Below are 20,831 nucleotides of genomic sequence, written 5' to 3' on the forward strand. Positions count from 1 at the left end.
CTTTATGGACCCTTCCCCGAGTTACACCGCCATCTCCTACTTCGCCGACTTTGGTCTTATCTTTTTCGCCTTGCTGCTGGTCTTGCTTAACGGCTTTTTTGTTGCCGCCGAGTTCGCCATGGTCAAGCTGCGCGCCACCAAAGTCGAAGCCATTGCCCAGGCCAATGGCTGGCGCGGACACATTCTGCGCACCGTGCACAGCCAGTTAGACGCCTACCTGTCGGCCTGCCAATTGGGCATCACCCTCGCCTCCTTGGGGCTCGGCTGGGTCGGCGAGCCGGCCTTCGCCCACTTGCTGACGCCGCTGCTGGAATACGCCGGTATCGACTCGCCGGCCCTGGTGCATGGCATCGCCTTCTTCTGCGCCTTCTTCATCATTTCCTATCTGCACATAGTCGTCGGCGAGCTGGCGCCTAAGTCCTGGGCGATCCGCCAGCCCGAGCTGCTGTCGCTATGGACGGCCGCGCCGCTGTACCTGTTCTACTGGGCCATGTACCCGGCGATTTACCTGCTTAACGCCAGCGCCAACAGCATTTTGCGCATCGCCGGCCAAGGCGAGCCCGGCCCGCACCACGACCACCACTACAGCCGCGACGAACTCAAACTGATTTTGCACTCCAGCCGCGCCCAAGACCCCAGCGACCAAGGCATGCGCGTACTGGCGTCGGCGGTGGAGCTGGGCGAACTGGAAGTGGTCGACTGGGCCAACTCCCGTGAAGACCTGGTCATCCTCGACCACGATGCTTCGCTGAGTGAAATCCTTACCCTGATCCGCCGCTACAAATACAGCCGCTACCCGGTGCACGACGCCAGCAAAGACGAGTTCATCGGCCTGCTGCACATCAAAGACCTGTTGCTGGCCCTGGCCGCGCTGGAAAGCATGCCGGAGACCTTCAACCTCAGCGAACTGCTGCGTCCGCTGGAGCGCGTCTCCAAACACCTGCCGCTGAGTCAGTTGCTGGAGCGCTTTCGCCAGGGCGCCGTGCACTTCGCGTTGGTCGAAGAAGCCGACGGCAAGGTGATTGGCTACCTGACCATGGAAGACGTGCTGGAAGTCTTGGTCGGCGATATTCAGGACGAACACCGCAAGACCGAACGCGGCATCCTCACCTACCAGCCGGGCAAACTGCTGGTACGCGGCGACACCCCGCTGTTCAAGATCGAACGTCTGCTCGGCGTCGACCTCGATCACCTGGAGGCCGAAACCCTCGCCGGGCTGATCTACGAAAGCCTCAAGCGCATGCCCGATGAGGAAGAAGTGCTGGAAGTCGAAGGCCTGCGCATCGTCATCAAAAAAATGCGCGGCCCGAAGATAGTGCTGGCCAAGGTGCTTAAGCTGGATTGAGCCGAGCCGCCGCATCGGGCTCGCCGCTCTGTTGCAGAAACAGCGCGAACAGCTCGGCATGGGTGGCGCCCCCCAGCGGGTGATACAGATTGCGCCGGAGCACCTTGACCGTCTCCGGCCAGCGGCCCAACCGTTGCGCACTCACTTTGCGCCCCCCCTGCAGAGTCAGCCACACCGTTGCACTCTCGCGCTCAGGCCGGCGCACGGCTACCGGCCCCATCAACAACGCGCCAACAAGCTTGCCCTCGGCCCTGCGCCAAGACGGCCAGTTGTCCTCGTGGATACGCTCAGCACCCTCAAATTGTCCATTTACCCTCCTCATTTGTAGAGGTCCCCGAAGCGGCTGCGCCGGCTATGGTGGGTCGGCATATCCAGCGGCTGCACATCGGTAGTGCGACTGCGCGACGGACCTTCCAACTGAGGTGAGCAATTGAAACTATCCAAATTTTTTATCGCGGTTACCGCGACCACTACGCTGTCGGCCATTGGCCTGGTGGGCTGTCAGACAACCAGTGCGCCGGCGGCCGATATGGTGATGCGCAACGGTTACGTTTATACCGTCGATGGGAAAAACTCGGTGCAGCAGGCAATCGCGGTGACCGGCGGCAAGATCGTTTATGTCGGCAGCGATGAGGGCGCCAAGGCCTATGTCGGTGAGCAGACCAAGCTGGTGGACCTAGCCGGGCGCATGCTGATGCCAGGCTTTGTCGATGCCCATATGCACCCCGGCGACGGCGGCCGCGCTTTGCAGTTGTGCAACCTGAATTATGAAAAAATGACCCGGGCGAAACTCCAGAGCTCGATTCAGGCGTGCCTGGATGCCAGCAAAGATAAAGAACCGAATGCCTGGCTGGAGGTCGGCAGTTGGGACCGGATTGGTATGGCCAGCCTTGACGCCGACCCGGATAAATCGATTCTCGATGCGCTGAACACCAAGCGGCCGATTCAGGTGCGCTCCACCGATTTCCATACCGTGCTGACCAACTCGCGCGGCCTGCAAGTGGCGGGCATCAGCAAAGCCACAGCGGATCCGGTCGGCGGTAAATTTGCCCGCGATAGCGCCGGTAACCCGACCGGTATTGCTGAAGACAGTGCCGCTGAAGCCATTGCCACTGTGGTGCCCCCCGTGACGGATGCGGAAAAGCTCACGCAGACTCGCCTGGCCCTGGATGCTATGCGCCAGCAAGGCATCACCAGTTTCTTTGATGCGCTGTCCAGCCCGGAAAATGGCAAGGCTTTTACCAGTTTGCAGCAGTCTGGCGAGCTGACCGCGCGGCCCCTATTGTCAATCAAACTCGACCCGGCCGAGGCCGCCAAAGACCCGGTCAAGACCGTTGCCGCTGCGCGCGCGCTGGCCAATACCTATGACCAGGGTGAGCTGAAGGTGGCGCCCGGCGTGAGCATGCGCCACGTCAAACTGTTTATGGATGGCATCATCAACGCCCCAGCGGACACCGGTGCCTTGCTTACGCCCTATCTGAAAAATGCCGGCAGCGAGGCTGCGCCGAAATGGCTGCCTGGCAGCAACCTGGGTGAGTTGTACTTCCCGGCCAAGGTGCTCGACCCACTGCTGGTGGAGGTGGTGAAAGCCGGCTTCGATCCGCACCTGCATGCCACCGGTGAACGCGCGGTACGTGAGTCACTGGATGGCATCGAATACGCTCGCAAGCAGCTGCCGGGTAATGCCTTCCGCCCAGCCATCGCCCATGCGGAAACCGTGGCCACGGCAGACTATGCGCGCTTCAAGCAGCTGGATACCACCGCCACCATGTCCCATCAGTGGGCTCAGCAAGCGCCCTTCTCGGTGGATGGCACCAATAATGAACTCGGCCCTGACCGGTTCGCGCGCATGGAGCCGTCCGGCAGCATTACCAATGCCGGTGGCCGGGTAGCTTACGGCAGCGATTGGCCGGTTGACCCACTGGATGAAATGCTCGCGCTGAAGATTGGCGTCACCCGCTCCGGCGACCCAACCAACCCGCACAGCTATGGCCCTGACTTGGCCGGCAAGATCAACAGCGACCCAGGCATGTCGCGTGCAGCGGTGTTGCGCTCCATCACCATGAACTCTGCCGAGCAACTGCGTCTGGATGCTCAGCTGGGTTCGATCGAGGTGAACAAAATCGCCGACCTGATCGTCCTGAACAAAAACTTCATGACGGTTCCAGAAGACGAGCTGGCGCGTAACCAAGTGCTGATGACCGTGGTTGGCGGCCAGGTGGTATTTGCCAAAGATCAGTTCAGCAACCTTGCCCCGGCACCGCTGGCCACAGCAGCCAAGTAACCGTGCACCACGCCGCCTGGGTAGCAGTGGCTCCCAGACGGCACAACCGCCGGCCGGAGCGTGCTGGCTTCTACCCGCGCGGCAAGCGCGATCAAACCCAGCCAAATAGGTGATGGCGAACGCCACATGTTCGCCGTCCGGGCAAAGCCGGGGGCCACGTCAATGAGCTGTACACACTCCAAAAGCTGGAAAAATAACTATAAAATTCAAAGGGGTAAGCATCATGAAAGTAAACAAATGGAGCATTCTGGCCTTGGCCATCACGGCCGCAACAAGCCAGTTGGCTTATGCCGCAGAAGTGGCTAATGACGACTCCAAAGACATCGGTCCTGAGCTGCTTGCACAAGGCATGAGCGGCTCCAGTCAGGCCCAAGCCGGTGGTTTTATTGAAGACAGCGACCTGACCTTGCTGAGCCGCAACATGGCCTTCTACAAGAACTTCAGAAACACCGACCCGCAAAGCCAGAACTATCGCAATGAGTGGGCGCAGGCGGAAATGCTCACCTACACCTCGGGTTATACCCAAGGCACGGTTGGCTTTGGCGTCGACGCCTTTGCCAATGGCGCAGCGCGTCTTAATAGCGGCGGCGGCACCGGTGGCAGCACCCTCCTGCCAACCAATGGCAGCCACTGCGCCGAAGATGCCTTGGGTCAAACGGTCAGCTGCCAAGGCCAAGACGCCTACGGCATGGTCGGCGGCGCGGTGAAAATGCGCATTTCCGAGACGGTGTTGAAAGCCGGCGATCTGAATCCGCAGAGCCCGGTGTTTAGCACCTGGGACGGCTACTTGATGCCCGCACACACCAACGGCCTGATGTTCAGCAGCAATGAGATCAAGGATCTGGCGCTGCAGGGTGGTCACTTTACCTCGGGCAACAGCGAAAACAGCACCAACCGCAGCGGTAACCTGGGTACCACCTACGGCTATACCCGGGTTGATCGCGCCGACTATATCGGTGGCGACTACACGTTCAGTGAAAATTTGTCGGGTGGCCTGCACGCGGCCAATTTTGAAGATGTGTGGCACCAGTACTACGCCGACCTGTACCACCACTGGACGCTAGGCGAAGACACCTCACTGCTGACCAGCATCAACTACTACAAGACCGATGACGCAGGCGATTCGCGCGCTGGCGAGATCAACAACGACTCATTCAGCGGGGCGCTGGCGCTGACCACCGGGGCGCACACCTTCACCTTTGCCCATCAGCGGATTAACGGCGACACGCCATTCGACTACCTGGGCATCAGCGGCTTCAGTGGCGCGGATAACGCGGCTAACGGTGCCAACCCGTTGAGCGCCTACAACGGTGGCGGCTCGATCTGGCTGGCCAACTCCTCGCAATGGTGTGACTTCAACGCGCCGGGGGAGAAATCCTACAAGCTGCAATATGACCTGGATGCCAGCAGTTTTGGGGTTCCGGGCCTGAGCTTTATGACCCGTTATGTCACCGGTAAAGATGGCGATGGCACTGGCGCCGACGCGACGGGCGCCTATGGCTGGGAAAACGCGGTGCAAAACGGCGACGAGTGGGAACGCGATATTCAAGTGGCTTACGTCGTGCAGGACGGTACCGCCAAGGGGCTGTCGTTCAAGCTGCGCCAAGCCACCTATCGCGGTAACAGCGACGCCAACGTCAACGCCGGTGCTGACAACGAAGAAGTGCGTTTAATCACCGAATACCCGCTGGATATTCTGTAGTTCAGCGCGGCGTAACCCATCGAGAGTGTCCGATGGGTTACGCGACCCCATAGGTCCAAGTGGCGATGCCGGCCGGTAGCGTCGAATAAGGCTGATCGAAAGGGTAGGTCCGCTGGCATTTACCCTTTCGCAATTTCAGCTCAGCGTTTAGCCACTTAGCACCAAGGGCGCTACTTACCTACCCGGGCAAAATTCGGCAGGCTGCCAACCGGCTGATTGAACTCGTAGGGGATCGACTCCAGCGCCAGGCCGACGTTGCGCTGCACCACGAAGTGCAGGTGCGCGCCGGTGCTGTTGCCGGTGTTGCCGGAGCGGGCAATGGCGCTGCCGACTTCGACCCGCTGCCCGGCTTGGGCGGTGACCGAGCCGCGCATCAGGTGCAGGTAGACGCCCATGGTGCCGTCGTCATGCAGGATGCGCACGAAGTTGCCGGAGGGGTTGTTGCCGCGCCCGCTCTGGTTGTTCTCAATGCTCACCACCATGCCCGCGCGCGCCGAGAGTATCGGCGTGCCTTCTGGCATGGCAATGTCCATGGCGTAACGGCCCTTAGGGGTGAAGTGGCTGTAACGGCCATTGGCGCCCTGGGTCAACCGGAACGGCCCGCCACTCCAGGGCAGCGGGTAGTGGTAGAGCGCTGGCAGCAAGCGCGGGTCACCCAGGGCGGTGCGCAACTTGGCTTTGTAGTGCATGGGTTTGCCGGGATCCAGCGGTGCCAGGGTGACTAGGCGGATTTTGCTGCGCGGCGGCAGCACCCAGCGAATCGGTTTGTCCGGCACGCCGCCGGCGTTGTCCAGACGGTCCAGGCGCAGTTCGATTTCCACCGGGGCATACAGGTCGTTATTCACCAGCAGGGTTTCGCCAGCGTCGTGCTTTTGGGTTTCGAGCTTTACCTGCTGGTCGATGTGCTCAACCATGCGGTCGCGAAACACGAACACTTGGGCACCAGGCGCGGCCCTGTCGGTGTAGGTCACCACGCCAGAGGCATCGGTGTATTTGTAGATGGTCAGGGCCGACACCGGCAAGGTGGCGACCAACAGACCGGCAAGCACAAGCAAACGCCCAAACATAACTGCACGCTGTTTTTTAGATGACTAAGAACGGCAAGATTAGCAGCCCCGCTCACGCTGCGCGAGGCAGCTGCGGCGGGCCTGTGACCTAATGCCGATCAAGGCATACCAGCGAACCAACAGCCGTTATCGCGTGAACGGGTTTCCAGCTCTTTGTAGGAGCGCTGATTATTAGGCGCCGGGCACGAAGTGTTTCTGCACCGTGCCACGGGCGATCAACCGCGACAGATAGTCGAGCTTTTGTGGGTCGCGGTCGACGAAGCGGAAGGTCACTTGCAGCCATTCGCTGTCCGCGCTTTGTTCGAAGGCGGCGATGGCGTGCAGATAGCCATTCAGTCGCGCCACCTCGCCACCCTCGCCCTGCTCCAGGTCGAGCACTGCGCTTTCCAGAATCTGCGGCAACGGCTCGCTGCGCTTGACCAAGACCACCGCATCTTTAAGGCTCAGGCCCTTGATCACGCAGGCGAGCATGCCGCCCGGCAAGCGCAGTTGGCCCTGACCGCGACCGCTGGGCGTGGCCGCGGCTTTAGCGCCAGGCGCCGACTTAGCGCCGGTGAGGGCCGACAGTGAATCGTTGGCAAAGGGATTGGTCGCCGCCGGCTTGGCTGCCGGTGCCGGGCTTTTGCTGCCGGTCAGCGCCGACAACGAGTCGTTGGCAAAGGGATTGGCCGTCGTTGATTTAGCCGCCGGTGCCGCACCGGGGCTGGCCAGTTTGCCGCTGCGACTGAGGGCCTTGGTCACCTTGCTGATCAGTTGCTCGCTGGAGAACGGCTTGCCGATAAAGTCGGAAACCCCAGCCTGAATCGCCTGCACCACGTTCTCTTTATCGCCACGGCTGGTGACCATCACAAAGGGCGTGGCTTTCAGGTTGTCCTGCTCACGGCACCAGCTGAGCAACTCCAGCCCCGACAGCTCGGGCATTTCCCAGTCGCACAGAATCAGGTCAAAGGTCTGCTTGCCGAGCAGTTGCTGGGCTTTGCGACCGTTGATTGCTTCATCTATATGAATGCCGGGAAAGTGATTACGCAGACTCTTTTTGATCAAGTCACGGATGAAAGGCGCGTCATCCACCACCAGTACACTGACTTTGCTCATCAACCACTCCCGCTCGAATGGTCTTAAGCATAGCCGTCTGTGCTGGCATAGCGCCAACTCAAAACGCTATCCGGTCAGGGCGATTTACTCGCGTGGCTTGCCCTGCACTTCTTCCTGCATGCGCTTGAGGCCCATGTGCCGCACGTCGGTGCCGCGCACCAGATAGATCACCAGCTCGGCGATGTTGCGCGCGTGGTCGCCGATGCGCTCCAACGAGCGCAGAGCCCAGATCACGTTGAGTACCCGCGAGATCGAGCGCGGGTCTTCCATCATGTAGGTGACCAGCTCGCGCAGGGCGCTTTTGTATTCGCGGTCGATGACTTTGTCGTATTGCGCCACCGACAAGGCCAGGTCGGCATCGAAACGGGCGAAGGCATCCAGCGCCTCCTGGACCATTTTGCGCACCTGGTCGCCGATATGCCGCACCTCGACGTAGCCGCGCGGGGCCTCGCCTTCTTCGCACAGGAGGATCGCGCGCTTGGCGATTTTGGTCGCCTCATCGCCGATCCGCTCCAGATCGATTACCGACTTGGAGATGCTGATAATCAGGCGCAAATCCGAGGCGGCAGGCTGGCGACGAGCCAGAATGCGCACGCACTCTTCGTCGATATTGCGTTCCATCTGGTTGATCTGCTCGTCGCTCTCGCGCACCTGCAAGGCCAAGCCGGAATCGGCCTCGACCAGGGCGGTGACCGCATCGTTGACTTGTTTTTCAACCAGGCCGCCCATGGCCAGCAGGTGGCTGCGAACCTCTTCCAGTTCGGCGTTGAACTGGGCGGAAATGTGCTGGGTGTGGCTGTCTTTGTTCATCATAATGGCTCCGCAAAAAGTGAAAGCTTTAAACCTTAAACCGTAGGTTGGGTTAGCGGCGGGGGCCGAGTGCTTAAAACCAACACACTACCCGAGCGCCGCGTAACCCAACACAACGCCGGCAAAAGTAGCGACCGTGTTGGGTTACGGCGCGCGTAAAAATGCCGCATCGCCAGGCATCCTGGTTGCGCGCCTAACCCAACCTACGATTAGCCATAACGACCGGTGATGTAGTCTTCAGTTTGCTTCTTGGCCGGGTTGGTAAACAGCGTGTCGGTGTCGCCAAATTCGATCAGTTTGCCCATGTACATAAAGGCCGTGTAGTCCGAGACGCGCGCGGCTTGCTGCATGTTGTGGGTGACTATGACGATGGTGAACTTGGTCTTCAGCTCGCAGATCAGCTCTTCGACTTTCAGCGTGGAGATCGGGTCCAGCGCCGAGCAGGGCTCATCGAGCAACAGCACTTCGGGCTGCACGGCGATGGTACGGGCAATCACCAAACGCTGTTGCTGACCGCCGGACATGCCCAGGGCCGAATCATTCAGACGGTCCTTCACCTCGTCCCACAGGGCGGCGCCGCGCAGCGATTGCTCCACCGCCTCATCGAGAATGCGCTTCTGGTTGATGCCCTGAATGCGCAGGCCGTAGGCGACGTTCTCGTAGATGCTCTTCGGGAACGGGTTGGCCTTCTGGAACACCATGCCGACGCGGCGGCGCAGATCGGCGACGTCTTCGCCTTTGCGATAGATGTCACGGCCGTCCATGTTGATCGCGCCTTCCACCCGGCAGCCATCGACCAGATCATTCATGCGGTTGAAGCAGCGCAGCAGGGTCGATTTGCCGCAGCCCGACGGGCCGATAAAGGCGGTGACCCGTTGCTTGGGGATATTCAATTTAACGTCGTACAGGGCCTGTTTGTCGCCGTAGAACAGGTTCAGGCCGGGCACTTCCAGGCCGACGGTTTCTTCGGCCAGGCGCATGCTCTGCGAGCTGCGCCCGAGGCTGCTGATGTTGATGCCGTGAGTAGGTGCTTCGTGTTGCATAACGTCACTCCGTTTGTAGCGGAAAGTGGGCAAGTGGAGAGTAGATAGTGGGGAGTAGGAAGTGGGCCGACTCCCCACTCCCCACTCAATCAATGATCCAAGGCTTTGTATTTTTCGCGCAGATGGTTGCGCAGGGTTACCGCGGAAATATTCAGTAGCGCTATCACCAGCACCAACAACATCGCGGTGGCGAACACCAGCGGCCGCGCCGCCTCGACGTTGGGACTCTGGAAGCCGACGTCGAAAATATGAAAGCCCAGGTGCATGATTTTTTGATCGAAGTGCAGGTAAGGGTAGTTGCCATCCACCGGCAGTGCCGGGGCCAGCTTGACCACGCCAACCAACATCAGCGGCGCCACTTCACCGGCGGCGCGGGCCACGGCGAGAATAAGCCCGGTCATCATCGCCGGCGTCGCCATCGGCAAGACGATTTTCCACAGGGTTTCCGACTTGGTCGCACCCAAGGCCAGGGAGCCTTCACGCAGGGCCCGGGGAATCCGCGCCAGGCCTTCTTCGGTGGCCACAATCACCACCGGCACGGCCAGGATCGCCAGGGTCAGCGAGGCCCAGAGCAAACCGGGAGTGCCGAAGGTCGGCGCCGGCAAGGCTTCCGGGAAGAACAACCGGTCCAACGAGCCGCCCAGCACATAAACGAAGAAGCCCAGGCCAAACACGCCGTAAACAATCGCCGGCACCCCGGCCAGATTGTTCACCGCGATGCGGATAATCCGCGTCAGGGTGTTTTGCTTGGCGTATTCACGCAGGTATACCGCCGCTAGCACGCCGAACGGGGTGACTATGATGGCCATCAGCAGGGTCATCATGATGGTGCCGAAAATCGCCGGGAAAATCCCGCCCTCGGTGTTGGCCTCGCGCGGGTCGTCGCTCAAGAACGACCAGAGGTTGTGAAAGTAAGTCCCCAGCTTGGCGAATACCGACATGCTGTTGGGCTGCAGGGCTTTGACGATCTTGCCCAGGCTGATTTCTTTCTGTTCGCCGCCGACTTCACGAACGACCAAGCTGTCACGGTCGAACTCAGTGTGCAGGCTCAGCAGCTCGCCTTCCAAAGCTTTATAGCGTGCCTCGAGTGCCGCACGCTCGGCGTCGATATCGGCTTGCGCGGTGGCGTCCAAAAGCCCTTGCAGTTCGAGCTTGCGGGTTTGCAAACGCAGGCGCTCGAGGCCGTGGTTGATCGCGCTGATGTCTTTCTTTTCCAGCTGGGCGAGCCGGCTGGACAACTGGTTAACCCGCACCAGACGCTCTTGCAGCACCGGCCAGGCAGCCTGACCTTCGGCGATCACCTTGCCGTTTTCTTTCAGGCTGACGATATAGCCGTAGAAGTTGCCCCACTCACGGCGCTCCAGCGCCACCAGGTCCTGCGGGTAGCTGCGCTCGGTCAGCCACTCGCCGATCACCCAGGAAAAATCGTTGCCATTGACATCGCGGTTGCCGACTTTGATCAGGTCACGGGTCATAAACTCCGGGCCCTGCTCGGGCACCGGGAAACCGGCGCTTTTCAAGCGCACGCGGGTCACTTCTTCGTCCTGCACCAACTCACCGACGATCAGATGCGCGGCCTGGCCGGGAATCTGATAGTTGGCCTGCAGCAAGTCTGATGGCCAAAAATAGCCCAGGCCACGCACGCTGATCAGCAGCAACAGGCCGATGGTCATGATCACCGCAATCGACGTCGAGCCGGCGCTGATCCATATGCCGGGGGCACCGCTTTTGTACCAACTTTTCAGAGAATGCTTTTTCACGATAACTACCTTTTATTCCACACCTAGGGCTGCGCGTATTAGAGCGACGCGTACTTGCCACGCAAGCGCTGACGAATCAATTCGGCCAGAGTGTTCATCAGAAAGGTGAACGTCAGCAGCACGAAGGCGGAGAGAAACAGCACGCGATAATGCGAACCGCCGACCTCGGATTCCGGCATCTCCACCGCGACGTTGGCCGCCAGGGTACGCATGCCTTCGAAGATGTTGGCGTCCATGATCGGCGTGTTGCCGGTGGCCATCAGTACAATCATGGTCTCGCCGACCGCACGGCCCATGCCGATCATCAACGCCGAGAAGATACCCGGGCTGGCGGTCAGAAGCACCACCCGGGTGAGGGTTTGCCACGGCGTCGCACCCAAGGCCAGCGAACCCAGCGTCAGGCTGCGCGGCACGCTGAAGATGGCATCTTCGGCAATCGAGAAGATCAGCGGAATCACCGCAAAGCCCATGGCCAAGCCGACGATCAAGGCGTTGCGCTGATCGAACTGAATGCCCATGTCGTTGGTGATCCACAGGCGCATATCACCGCCAAAGAACCAGCTTTCCAACAGCGGGCTCATGCTCAGGGAGAACCAACCCACCAACAGCACCACCGGAATCAGAATCGCCGCTTCCCAACCGTCCGGCACCCGCTGGCGAATCGAGGCAGGCAAGCGGCTCCAGGTAAAACCGGCGAGCAGAATGCCAATCGGCGTCAGCAGCAAGAGACTGAACACTCCCGGCAAATGCAGCTCAACATAGGGCGCCAAAAACAGGCCGGCGAAGAAGCCGAGAATCACCGACGGCAGCGCCTCCATCATTTCAATCACCGGCTTGACCTTGCGGCGCATGCTCGGCGCCATAAAGTAGGCGGTGAAGATCGCTGCGGCAATTGCCAGCGGGGCGGCCAGCAACATGGCGTAGAAGGCTGCCTTGAGGGTGCCGTAAGTCAGGGGCGCGAGGCTCATCTTCGGCTCGAACTCGGCGTTGGCCGCGGTCGACTGCCAGATGTACTCAGGTTTGTCGTAGCTCTCGTACCAGACCTTGCTCCACAACGACGTCCAGGAAATTTCCGGGTGCGGGTTTTCCAGCTTGAGCGGCAGCAGCTTGTCGCCGGCCTCGACCACCAGCTTGTTGGCCCGTGGCGACAGCGCCAGCAGGCTGGCATTGGCGGCCACCGGCTCAATCAACAGGGTGCGCTGGGCGGTGCTATGGAACACACCCATTTCACCGGCGCCATTGAGTGCGACGAAACCCTTGCGGCGCTCCTCGGGGACGATTTGGCGGATCGCCGAATCGCCCATCTGGAAGTCGCGGATATGCTTGAGGCGTTGCTGATCATCCGGGTCGCGGGCCATAAACCATTGGCCGATGCCGCCCTTGGAGTCGCCGATCATCAGGGAAATACCACCGAGCAGCTGGCTGCTGGTGGTCACTTCAGTAGTCGCATCTTGGAGCAATTCATAGCGGCCATTGAGGCTGCGCTTGGGCAGGTTGAACACGTCCATATGGGCGCGGCCATTCTGTACAAACAGCCAGTTCTGGCGCACGTCGATAAACAGCGCCTTAATCGGCTCGGCAATTTGCGGCAGTTCGATGCGCGCTTCGCTGACGCTGGTTTCGCCGGTGAACTGGTTTTCTTCCTTGGTCAGCTCCAGCACATGCAATTGCGTGCCGGTGGAACCCACCACCAACAAGGTGTCGTCGTGCACGCCAAGATTGACGTGCTCCAGCGGCCGGCCTTGGGTATCCACCTGCAACGCCGTTTCACCGTAGGGGTATTCCAGCTCCGGGGTGATGGTTTTCTTGCCGTCTGGATAGCTGGCCTTATAGGCGTGGCGCAGCACCAGCGCCTGACCATTGGACAGGCCCAACACCACCATGGCACTGCCCGGCTGGCCTTGCTGTAACGACACCACCTGGGCGCCGGCCGGTAATGGCAAGCTGACGCGACGCAGTTCATTGCCGGTCTTCAGCGCAAAAAACAGCGCCTCGCCCCGATCAGAAATCCGCAGGCCGATTTGATTCTGTTCTTCGATTGCCAACAACAGCGGCTTACCGGCGTCTTGCAGCCAGGCCGGGCTCTGCACCTTGCCCTCGCTCAGCTCGGCGCCCTTGAACAGCGGCATCACCACATAGGCCAAGTAGAAGAAAATCAGGGTGATGGTGGCCAGCACCGTGAGGCCGCCGACAAACACGTACCAGCCGGTAAGCCGGTCTTTGAGCGCGCGAAGGCGGCGCTTGCGTTGCAATTGCGGGGTATTGAAGTCAATCCGCGCAGGAGAAGAATTAGTCATGGGCAAAAGTAGTCATCGGGAAGTTGGCCAGATCGTTCATGCTGATTATCAGGCAAAGCCTAACCGCGCTTTGTGACAGAAAGATTACAGCAGACAAACACAAAAGGTCCGCCGACCAGTGACACTGGTAGCGAACCTGTTCGTTAACGTGACCCGATAGCTCAGACCACGCCTGGGCTTCCTTACCCTTGCACCTAGAACTTAGAGGCCGAGGTCTTTCAGCGCCTTGGCAACGACCTTGGCCGGCAGCGGGATGTAACCGTCTTTAACTACGGTTTGCTGACCTTGCTGCGACAGTACCGACTTCAGAAACTCGGCTTCCAGCGGCGCCAACGGCTTGTTGGGTGCCTTGTTGACATAGACAAACAGGAAGCGCGCCAGCGGGTATTTGCCGCTCAGGGCGTTTTCTTCGCTGGCTTCTTCAAACGTGCCGCCGTCTTTCTTGGTCAGCGGCAGGGCGCGGGTGCTGGAAGTCTTGTAACCGATACCCGAGTAGCCAATACCGTTCAGCGACTGGCTGACCGACTGCACCACCGAGGCCGAACCTGGCTGCTCGTTGACGTTACCCTTGAAGTCGCCTTTGCACAGGGCGGCTTCTTTGAAGTAACCGTAGGTGCCGGACACCGAGTTACGGCCGAACAGCTGAATCGGCTTGTCGGCCCACTCGCCGGTTAGACCCACGTCGCCCCAGGTCTTGATGTTGGTGCCGCCACACAGACGGTTGGCCGAGAATATACCGTCAACCTGGGCCATCGACAGCCCCTTGATCGGGTTGTCTTTGTTCACAAACACGGCCAGGGCATCGACTGCGACCGGCACAGCAGTCGGCTTGTAGCCGTATTTGCTTTCGAAGGCGGCCAGTTCGACGTCCTTCATCTGGCGGCTCATCGGGCCGAGGTTAGATGTGCCTTCGGTCAGGGCGGGCGGCGCGGTGGAAGAACCGGCGGCCTGAATTTGGATATTCACGCTGGGGTAGAGCTTTTTGTAGTCTTCAGCCCACAGGGTCATCAGGTTGGCCAAGGTGTCCGAGCCAACGCTGGACAAGTTGCCGGATACGCCGGTGGTTTTTGTGTAAGCAGGAATGCTTGGATCAACATTGGCGACCGCGCTGGCAGCCGCAACAGCTGCCGCGACAAACGTCATGGCCGTCATCAAACGCTTCAGTTTCATGCCTTACTCCTAGCTGGATAGGTTAACTCGGCGGCCAGTATCGGTAGGCCATGTGACCACTCTATGTCGTGATTGTGACAATTAGATGAATGTCCGAGCATGGATTAAAGACCATAGACGCCAGCGAGCAACGAGTACAGCCTGCGCGAGCGGCGGCCAATCGGAGATTAGGATTGGCGCGAAAACTAAAAGGTTGAGGTGACCTGCGGCCTGCAACGACCACAGGGCCTTTATTTAGGCTATGTCCCAGTTACGTGTTGCACACAGCTTTTGTAGGGTGGGTTAGGCCGCGCCCGCTCTCGAAAACGCTCCCGGCGTTTTTCCTACCTCCCCCATCCATGGGGATTGCGCGAACCACGGCCTGCCAACAACGCAAAACCCGACCGCGCCGTAACCCACCATAGTGCTCGACCGGCAAACCGCATGGTGGGTTACGCGGCGTCCGGCTTGCGCGGTGATGCACACAACCACTGTCCGCGCCGCTAACCCACCCTACGAATTACCGCGCACCAGGCATCGCCTAACCGACCCGCACGCTTCAACACATAACTGGGACAGAGCCTTTATTTACTCCGGCAACAGCGGCGGCAGCGGGATTTCGGCGAAGGGCACCGGCAGCTTGATCACACCATCGGCCGGCTGATTGGCGCGGGTGATGGCGATCAGCTGGCGAATATCCTGCAGACGCAGGGCTTGCGGGACGTGCGGGTCGTTGCCGAAAAAATCTTCCCAATGGCCAATCACCGTCAGCCGGGGCTGCAGGCGTTTGAGCAGTATCTCTGGATACGCCGGCGACTGGTTCCAGGCGCCGGCGCACAGCACCTCAACATCCACTCGCTTGGTATCCGGCAACTGCGGCGGCAAGCCCAAAGGCGCGGTGCTGCCGGCATCCTGGTAGTGGATGCGGTAGACCGGCTGGCCTTGAGCGTCGAGCAAATCCACCAGCCAGGCCAGGGTCTGGCCCTCCTTCCAGCCAAACGTCGAGGTCGGCAATTCAGTCAGATCCTGGTCATAGCCGCCAGTCAGCAACTTGATGCCGAACATATGCGGCGAGTGTTCGCTCTTGATCGCCATGGCGCGCATCTGCCCCTTGGGCGAGTAAAACCACTGACCGGGGGTGGCGCCGATGGCCATCAGCGCTTCGGCATCGACGATGCGCTCACGGGGGATGGCGGCGGCGAGAATATGGCCCATGGTCTTGCTGCCATAGACCTTGGCCTGCGGCGCGTGGCTTTGCAGAATGCGCGGCACGTCCAGCAGGTGATCGTAATGGGCGTGGCCGACCAGCAGCATGCTGACGTCGGCGGCAGGCGGCATCAGTTGATCGATCTTGGCGTTATCGGCCAGCACCGTCAGCGGCGGCTGGCCGAGGGTGGCCGGGTTGCTGAACGAGGGCGCAAACAGCAACGCCTCCCCCTGCCAACGCAGCAAATACCCACCGACCCCGAGGTATTGCATGCTCGGCGGGGCCACCTTGGTTGCTTCCCAAAGCGGCAAGCCGGCAGGGTTTTGCGCGCAACCGGCGAGCAACAACAGCGATAACAGGGCAATCCGACGCAGCATGGCCAAGCTCCTTAACAATGACTCTGTTCCAGTTAATGTGTTGCAGCGCGATAGCCCTTTGTAGGATGGGTTGAGCTTGCGATACCCATCGAGTATCCGGCGGCGATCAAGCCCGTGATGGGTATCGCTGCGCTCCACCGCATCCTACGGCCGGCTTTTCAACGGTTAATGGGTCGCAACACCTAACGGGTACATCGCCTAAAAATAGCCCTGCAGCCTAACCGGTCGCCCGCAACGAAAGCACCGAACCTGTGGCTAGTTAGCCGCAGGGTTCGCCGTCAAAAGCCCGGCTCAGAACTATCCGTCGCCGGCCTGACACGGATCAATGCAGGCGGCGGCGGGCTATTGCTAAAGTCCCGGCCCATTTTCTGCGCCATCTGAGTGCCATCGCCATGTCCGCCCCGCTCAAGCCCGAACTACTCTCGCCCGCCGGCACCCTGAAGAACATGCGTTATGCCTTCGCCTACGGCGCCGACGCGGTGTACGCCGGGCAGCCGCGCTACAGCTTGCGGGTGCGCAACAACGAGTTCGACCACGCCACCCTGGCCATCGGCATTAACGAGGCCCATACCCAGGGCAAGCGCTTTTATGTGGTGGTCAATATCGCCCCGCACAACGCCAAGCTGAAAACCTTCCTCAAAGACCTGGCGCCGGTGGTGGCCATGGGCCCGGATGCGCTGATCATGTCCGACCCCGGCCTGATCATGCTGGTGCGCGAGCACTTCCCGCAGATGGCGATTCACCTGTCGGTGCAGGCCAATGCGGTGAACTGGGCCAGCGTCGAGTTCTGGCGCCAGCAAGGCCTGACCCGGGCGATTCTGTCGCGGGAGTTATCCCTGGAGGAGATTGGCGAAATCCGCGAGCAAGTGCCCGGCATGGAGCTGGAAGTCTTCGTTCACGGCGCCCTGTGCATGGCCTATTCCGGCCGCTGCCTGCTGTCGGGCTATATCAACAAACGCGACCCCAATCAGGGCAGCTGCACCAATGCCTGTCGCTGGGAGTACAAGACCCACGAAGGTAGCGAAAACCAACTCGGTGAGATCGTGCAAAAGTACCCGCCGATCCCCGTGCAGCAGATCGAACCGACCCTGGGCAGCGGAGGCCCCACAGACCAGCTGTTTCTGCTGGAAGACGCCAGCCGCCCCGGCGAGCTGATGTCCGCCTATGAGGACGAGCACGGCACCTACATCATGAACTCCAAAGACCTGCGCGCCGTGCAGCACGTCGAGCGCCTGCTGCAGATGGGCGTGCACTCGCTAAAAATCGAGGGCCGCACCAAATCCCACTACTATTGCGCGCGCACCGCCCAGGTGTATCGCAAGGCGATTGATGACGCCGTGGCCGGCAAACCCTTCGACAAGTCGCTGATGGACACCCTCGAATCCCTGGCCCATCGCGGCTACACCGAGGGCTTCCTGCGCCGCCATGTGCATGACGAATACCAGAACTACCAACACGGCTTCTCGGTCAGCGAACAGCAACAGTTTGTCGGCGAACTGACCGGCGAGCGCGTCAACGGCCTGGCCGAGGTCAAGGTCAAGAACCGCTTCGCCGTCGGCGACCTGCTGGAGCTGATGACCCCGCAAGGCAACCTGAATTTGCGCCTGGAGCGGCTGGAGAAACACAACGGCGAAGCCATCACAGTCGCCCCCGGCGATGGCCACACGGTTTACCTGCCCGTGCCAGAAAGCATCGACCTCAACTACGCCCTGCTAATGCGCAACCTGGAAGGCACCGGCAGCCGCTAGGCGCTTGGGAATTGCCGCAGGCTTGCAGGGACTGCGAGACGGTTCAGCTGCCACCCACCGCCTATCCAAAAAGCGCCACAAGCCCAGCCCCGCCACTGCACTTCTGCGCTGCCGCCTTATCTAAATAGTTCAGAGAAAGGGGGCTTATATGAACAGCGTTCGCCCTGCTGCAGTGGCAGGCAGTTTCTATCCGGCGGATTGCGCGCAACTGGCGCGGGAGGTGTGGCAGTTGTTGTCTGCCGCCAGGCCGACGGCGGCGACAGCGGCACCCAAGGCATTGATTGTTCCCCATGCCGGTTATGTGTATTCCGGTGCCGTGGCTGCCCAGGCTTATGCCCGACTGCTACCACTGGCGGCCAAGATCAAACGGGTGGTGCTGCTGGGGCCGGTGCATCGGGTGCCGGTGTACGGCTTGGCCTTGTCGCGGGCCAGCGCGTTCGCCACGCCGCTGGGCCAGGTTACCTTGGATGTCGCCGGTATGGCCGCCATCGCCGATCTGCCCCAAGTCTGCGTCAGCGATGCGGCCCATGCGTTGGAGCACTCCCTGGAAGTGCAGCTGCCTTTTCTGCAGGCGGTGCTAGGTGAATTTCAGCTGGTGCCGCTGGCCGTGGGTGACGCCAGCACTGCCGAGGTGGCGCAGGTGCTGGCGCGTCTGTGGGGTGGCGAGGAGACGCTGGTGGTGATCAGCTCCGACCTTTCGCATTTTCTGCCTTATGGGCAGGCGCAGCAGATTGATGGTGAAACTGTGCGACAGATTCTGGCCCGGCGTCCGCCGCTGAGCCATGAGCAGGCCTGCGGGGCGACCCCGGTCAACGGCCTGCTGGCCTTTGCCGCCGAGCATGGGCTGCACGCCGAACTGCTCAAACAGTGCAATTCCGGCGATAGCGCGGGTGACAAGTCGCGGGTGGTGGGCTATGCGTCCATCGCCTTCTACCCCGCCCAGCAAGCCGCCAAGGACTACAACGATGAGCAGGGCAAAACCCTGCTGCAACTGGCCCGGGGGGCCATTACCGAGCATCTGGGCGGCCCCGAGCAAGTGCCCCCCGAGCGCTCCTGGCTGCATAAACCGGGCGCCAGTTTTGTCACCCTGACCCAGCAGGGCCTGCTGCGCGGCTGCATCGGCAGCCTGCAGGCCCATCGGCCGCTGATTGATGACGTGCAGGCCAATGCCGTGGCGGCGGCCAGCAGCGATTGGCGTTTTGCACCCTTGCGCCGCGATGAGTTGGCCGGCACCCGCATCGAAGTGTCGCTGCTCTCGGCCACCGAGGCGCTAACCGCTGGCAGCGAACAGCAGGCCCTGGAGCAATTGCGACCGGGCCTCGATGGCTTGGTGCTGGAATACCGCCAAAGCCGCGGCACCTTCTTGCCGCAAGTGTGGGAGAGCCTGCCCGACCCGGTGGATTTTCTCACCCATCTCAAACGCAAAGCCGGCCTGCCCGCCGACTTCTGGCATGCAGATATCCGCCTGGCGCGCTACAGCGTTACCAAGTGGCAGGAGACTGGCGATGAATGATCTTAGCGCCCATTACCCCGGACGTTGGTGGCACCCGCTGCCGGATGGCCGCATCCAGTGCGACCTGTGCCCGCGTGATTGCAAGCTGCGCGACGGCCAGCGCGGCGCCTGCTTCGTGCGCATGCGCGAAGGCGATCAGGTGGTGCTGACCACCTACGGGCGCTCCTCCGGTTTTTGCATCGACCCAATCGAAAAGAAGCCGCTCAATCACTTTTATCCTGGCTCCTCGGTGCTGTCCTTTGGCACGGCGGGTTGCAACCTGGCCTGCAAGTTTTGCCAGAACTGGGATATCAGCAAGTCCCGCGACATGGACCGGCTGATGGATCAGGCCGGCCCGGAGCAGATCGCCCTGGCCGCGCAACAGGCCGGCTGCGCCAGCGTGGCCTTCACCTACAACGACCCGGTGATCTTTGCCGAATACGCCATAGACACCGCGCTGGCCTGCCGCGAACTGGGCATCCACTCGGTGGCGGTGACCTCCGGTTACATCCATGCCGAGCCGCGCCGCGAGTTCTACGCGGTGATGGACGCGGCGAATGTCGACCTCAAGGCCTTCACCGAAGACTTCTATTTCAAACTCACCGGCGCGCACCTGCAGCCGGTGCTCGACACCCTGGTGTACCTGCGCCACGAAACCAAGGTCTGGACCGAGATCACCACCCTGCTGATTCCCGACCACAACGATTCGACCGCCGAGATCGAAGCCCTGTGCAAATGGGTCTACACCGAACTGGGCCCGGATGTGCCCCTGCACTTCACCGCCTTTCATCCCGACTTCAAGCTGCTCGACGTGCCGCCGACCCCACCGGCCACCCTCAGCCGCGCCCGGCAGATCGCCATCGCGCAAGGCCTGCACTATGCCTACACCGGCAATGTGCATGATGCCGAAGGCGGCAGCACCTTCTGCCCAGGCTGCGGCGAGGTACTGATAGTGCGCGACTGGCACCGCATCCTGACCTACCGCGTGACGGAAGATGGCCATTGCCCACAGTGCAACACCCGCATCGCCGGACGCTTCGGCCACTACACCAGCGCCTTCGGCCCGCGCCGGATTCCCGTGCGGCTGCAGCCAAACCTTTGAGCGAGCAGCCCACCGCCAACGCCCCGCTGGCCAACAGCAAGGCCAGCAACCAAGCGAAAATTGCCCGCGCCAGAACCGCGCCCAACAAAGCCACCGACCAGTAGGATGGGTTGAGCGCAGCGATACCCATGCTGCTTGCAACCGACTCGACTCGCGTGGCCAAGCCCCCATAACAGACCGCCACCAAGCCAAAGCAAGCGCTAGACACCCCGCCGGCAAATGGGTAGCGTCAGCGCTGCCACGCTCTAACCCAAGGGCGGCAGGCCTGCCGTCTTTCATCACGTATTTCTCCCTGAACGGGTTGCGCTTACCACGGCTTGTTCAGCGTTAGATAAGGACTTATAGGGGCGACA

At 61.0% G+C, this 20,831-nt stretch carries 15 protein-coding genes; 6 read left to right on the top strand and 9 right to left on the bottom strand.

All coding sequences use genetic code 11. The features are described from left to right. The first annotated feature begins 4 nt into the window (after nucleotides 1-4). Nucleotides 5-1,345, top strand: a complete 1,341-nt coding sequence (locus tag Q8R10_RS11140) for a hemolysin family protein (RefSeq protein WP_305653763.1) — start codon at nucleotides 5-7, stop codon at nucleotides 1,343-1,345. Here Q8R10_RS11140 and Q8R10_RS11145 read toward each other — a convergent pair. Next, nucleotides 1,332-1,565, bottom strand: coding sequence for a hypothetical protein (locus Q8R10_RS11145; RefSeq protein ID WP_371133325.1), 234 nt, complete (start codon nucleotides 1,563-1,565; stop codon nucleotides 1,332-1,334). The genes Q8R10_RS11140 and Q8R10_RS11145 overlap by 14 nt on opposite strands. A 210-nt stretch (nucleotides 1,566-1,775) precedes the next feature. Between Q8R10_RS11145 and Q8R10_RS11150 the strand changes: the two genes are divergently transcribed. Continuing rightward, complete coding sequence (locus Q8R10_RS11150; protein WP_305653765.1) at nucleotides 1,776-3,629, top strand: amidohydrolase; 1,854 nt, start codon at nucleotides 1,776-1,778, stop codon at nucleotides 3,627-3,629. A 223-nt stretch (nucleotides 3,630-3,852) separates the two neighbouring features. Next, nucleotides 3,853-5,331: an OprD family porin gene (locus tag Q8R10_RS11155; RefSeq protein WP_305653766.1), complete on the top strand. Its 1,479-nt coding sequence runs from the start codon at nucleotides 3,853-3,855 to the stop codon at nucleotides 5,329-5,331. Nucleotides 5,332-5,501: 170 nt separating this feature from the next. Here Q8R10_RS11155 and Q8R10_RS11160 read toward each other — a convergent pair whose 3' ends face one another. The 8 genes from Q8R10_RS11160 to Q8R10_RS11195 form a co-directional block, all read right to left on the bottom strand. After that, a complete protein-coding gene (locus Q8R10_RS11160; RefSeq protein ID WP_305653768.1) occupies nucleotides 5,502-6,398 on the bottom strand; it encodes a peptidoglycan DD-metalloendopeptidase family protein in 897 nt (298 codons plus the stop codon). Nucleotides 6,399-6,569: 171 nt separating this feature from the next. Next, nucleotides 6,570-7,493: a response regulator gene (locus Q8R10_RS11165; protein ID WP_305653770.1), complete on the bottom strand. Its 924-nt coding sequence runs from the start codon at nucleotides 7,491-7,493 to the stop codon at nucleotides 6,570-6,572. Nucleotides 7,494-7,577: 84 nt separating this feature from the next. Beyond that, entirely contained in the window at nucleotides 7,578-8,306 is a 729-nt protein-coding gene (gene phoU, locus Q8R10_RS11170; protein ID WP_305653772.1) for a phosphate signaling complex protein PhoU, read from the bottom strand. Nucleotides 8,307-8,512: 206 nt separating this feature from the next. After that, nucleotides 8,513-9,346, bottom strand: a complete 834-nt coding sequence (gene pstB / locus Q8R10_RS11175; protein ID WP_305653773.1) for a phosphate ABC transporter ATP-binding protein PstB — start codon at nucleotides 9,344-9,346, stop codon at nucleotides 8,513-8,515. Between the two features lie 89 nt (nucleotides 9,347-9,435). Then, nucleotides 9,436-11,106 carry a phosphate ABC transporter permease PstA gene (pstA, locus tag Q8R10_RS11180; RefSeq protein WP_305653775.1) on the bottom strand — a complete coding sequence of 557 codons (1,671 nt, stop codon included), beginning with the start codon at nucleotides 11,104-11,106 and terminating at the stop codon, nucleotides 9,436-9,438. 38 nt (nucleotides 11,107-11,144) lie between these two features. After that, nucleotides 11,145-13,403, bottom strand: coding sequence for an ABC transporter permease subunit (locus tag Q8R10_RS11185; protein WP_371133326.1), 2,259 nt, complete (start codon nucleotides 13,401-13,403; stop codon nucleotides 11,145-11,147). A gap of 201 nt (nucleotides 13,404-13,604) precedes the next feature. Further along, nucleotides 13,605-14,573 carry a PstS family phosphate ABC transporter substrate-binding protein gene (locus Q8R10_RS11190; RefSeq protein ID WP_305653777.1) on the bottom strand — a complete coding sequence of 323 codons (969 nt, stop codon included), beginning with the start codon at nucleotides 14,571-14,573 and terminating at the stop codon, nucleotides 13,605-13,607. A gap of 567 nt (nucleotides 14,574-15,140) precedes the next feature. Further along, on the bottom strand, nucleotides 15,141-16,136 hold the full coding sequence (locus Q8R10_RS11195; RefSeq protein WP_305653779.1) for an MBL fold metallo-hydrolase: 996 nt from the start codon (nucleotides 16,134-16,136) through the stop codon (nucleotides 15,141-15,143). 392 nt (nucleotides 16,137-16,528) lie between these two features. Between Q8R10_RS11195 and yegQ the strand changes: the two genes are divergently transcribed. From yegQ to amrS, 3 genes are all read left to right on the top strand, one after another. Then, entirely contained in the window at nucleotides 16,529-17,884 is a 1,356-nt protein-coding gene (gene yegQ / locus Q8R10_RS11200) for a tRNA 5-hydroxyuridine modification protein YegQ (RefSeq protein WP_305653780.1), read from the top strand. 148 nt (nucleotides 17,885-18,032) lie between these two features. Beyond that, nucleotides 18,033-19,397, top strand: coding sequence for an AmmeMemoRadiSam system protein B (amrB, locus tag Q8R10_RS11205; RefSeq protein WP_305653781.1), 1,365 nt, complete (start codon nucleotides 18,033-18,035; stop codon nucleotides 19,395-19,397). Then, nucleotides 19,390-20,478: an AmmeMemoRadiSam system radical SAM enzyme gene (amrS, locus tag Q8R10_RS11210; RefSeq protein ID WP_305653782.1), complete on the top strand. Its 1,089-nt coding sequence runs from the start codon at nucleotides 19,390-19,392 to the stop codon at nucleotides 20,476-20,478. Before amrB ends, amrS begins: the two co-directional genes overlap by 8 nt. Nucleotides 20,479-20,831: the final 353 nt, after the last annotated feature.

Origin of the sequence: Pseudomonas sp., assembly GCF_030698175.1 — a bacterium.
GTDB lineage: Bacteria > Pseudomonadota > Gammaproteobacteria > Pseudomonadales > Pseudomonadaceae > Aquipseudomonas.

Excerpts from the sequence above, each read along its gene's own strand:
- Q8R10_RS11140 (WP_305653763.1), top strand. The coding sequence starts at position 5 with ATGGACCCTTCCCCGAGTTACACCGCCATCTCCTACTTCGCCGACTTT.
- Q8R10_RS11145 (WP_371133325.1), bottom strand. The coding sequence starts at position 1,565 with ATGGGGCCGGTAGCCGTGCGCCGGCCTGAGCGCGAGAGTGCAACGGTG.
- Q8R10_RS11155 (WP_305653766.1), top strand. The coding sequence starts at position 3,853 with ATGAAAGTAAACAAATGGAGCATTCTGGCCTTGGCCATCACGGCCGCA.
- Q8R10_RS11160 (WP_305653768.1), bottom strand. The coding sequence starts at position 6,398 with ATGTTTGGGCGTTTGCTTGTGCTTGCCGGTCTGTTGGTCGCCACCTTG.
- Q8R10_RS11165 (WP_305653770.1), bottom strand. The coding sequence starts at position 7,493 with ATGAGCAAAGTCAGTGTACTGGTGGTGGATGACGCGCCTTTCATCCGT.
- phoU (WP_305653772.1), bottom strand. The coding sequence starts at position 8,306 with ATGATGAACAAAGACAGCCACACCCAGCACATTTCCGCCCAGTTCAAC.
- pstB (WP_305653773.1), bottom strand. The coding sequence starts at position 9,346 with ATGCAACACGAAGCACCTACTCACGGCATCAACATCAGCAGCCTCGGG.
- Q8R10_RS11185 (WP_371133326.1), bottom strand. The coding sequence starts at position 13,403 with ATGACTAATTCTTCTCCTGCGCGGATTGACTTCAATACCCCGCAATTG.
- Q8R10_RS11190 (WP_305653777.1), bottom strand. The coding sequence starts at position 14,573 with ATGAAACTGAAGCGTTTGATGACGGCCATGACGTTTGTCGCGGCAGCT.
- Q8R10_RS11195 (WP_305653779.1), bottom strand. The coding sequence starts at position 16,136 with ATGCTGCGTCGGATTGCCCTGTTATCGCTGTTGTTGCTCGCCGGTTGC.
- yegQ (WP_305653780.1), top strand. The coding sequence starts at position 16,529 with ATGTCCGCCCCGCTCAAGCCCGAACTACTCTCGCCCGCCGGCACCCTG.
- amrB (WP_305653781.1), top strand. The coding sequence starts at position 18,033 with ATGAACAGCGTTCGCCCTGCTGCAGTGGCAGGCAGTTTCTATCCGGCG.
- amrS (WP_305653782.1), top strand. The coding sequence starts at position 19,390 with ATGAATGATCTTAGCGCCCATTACCCCGGACGTTGGTGGCACCCGCTG.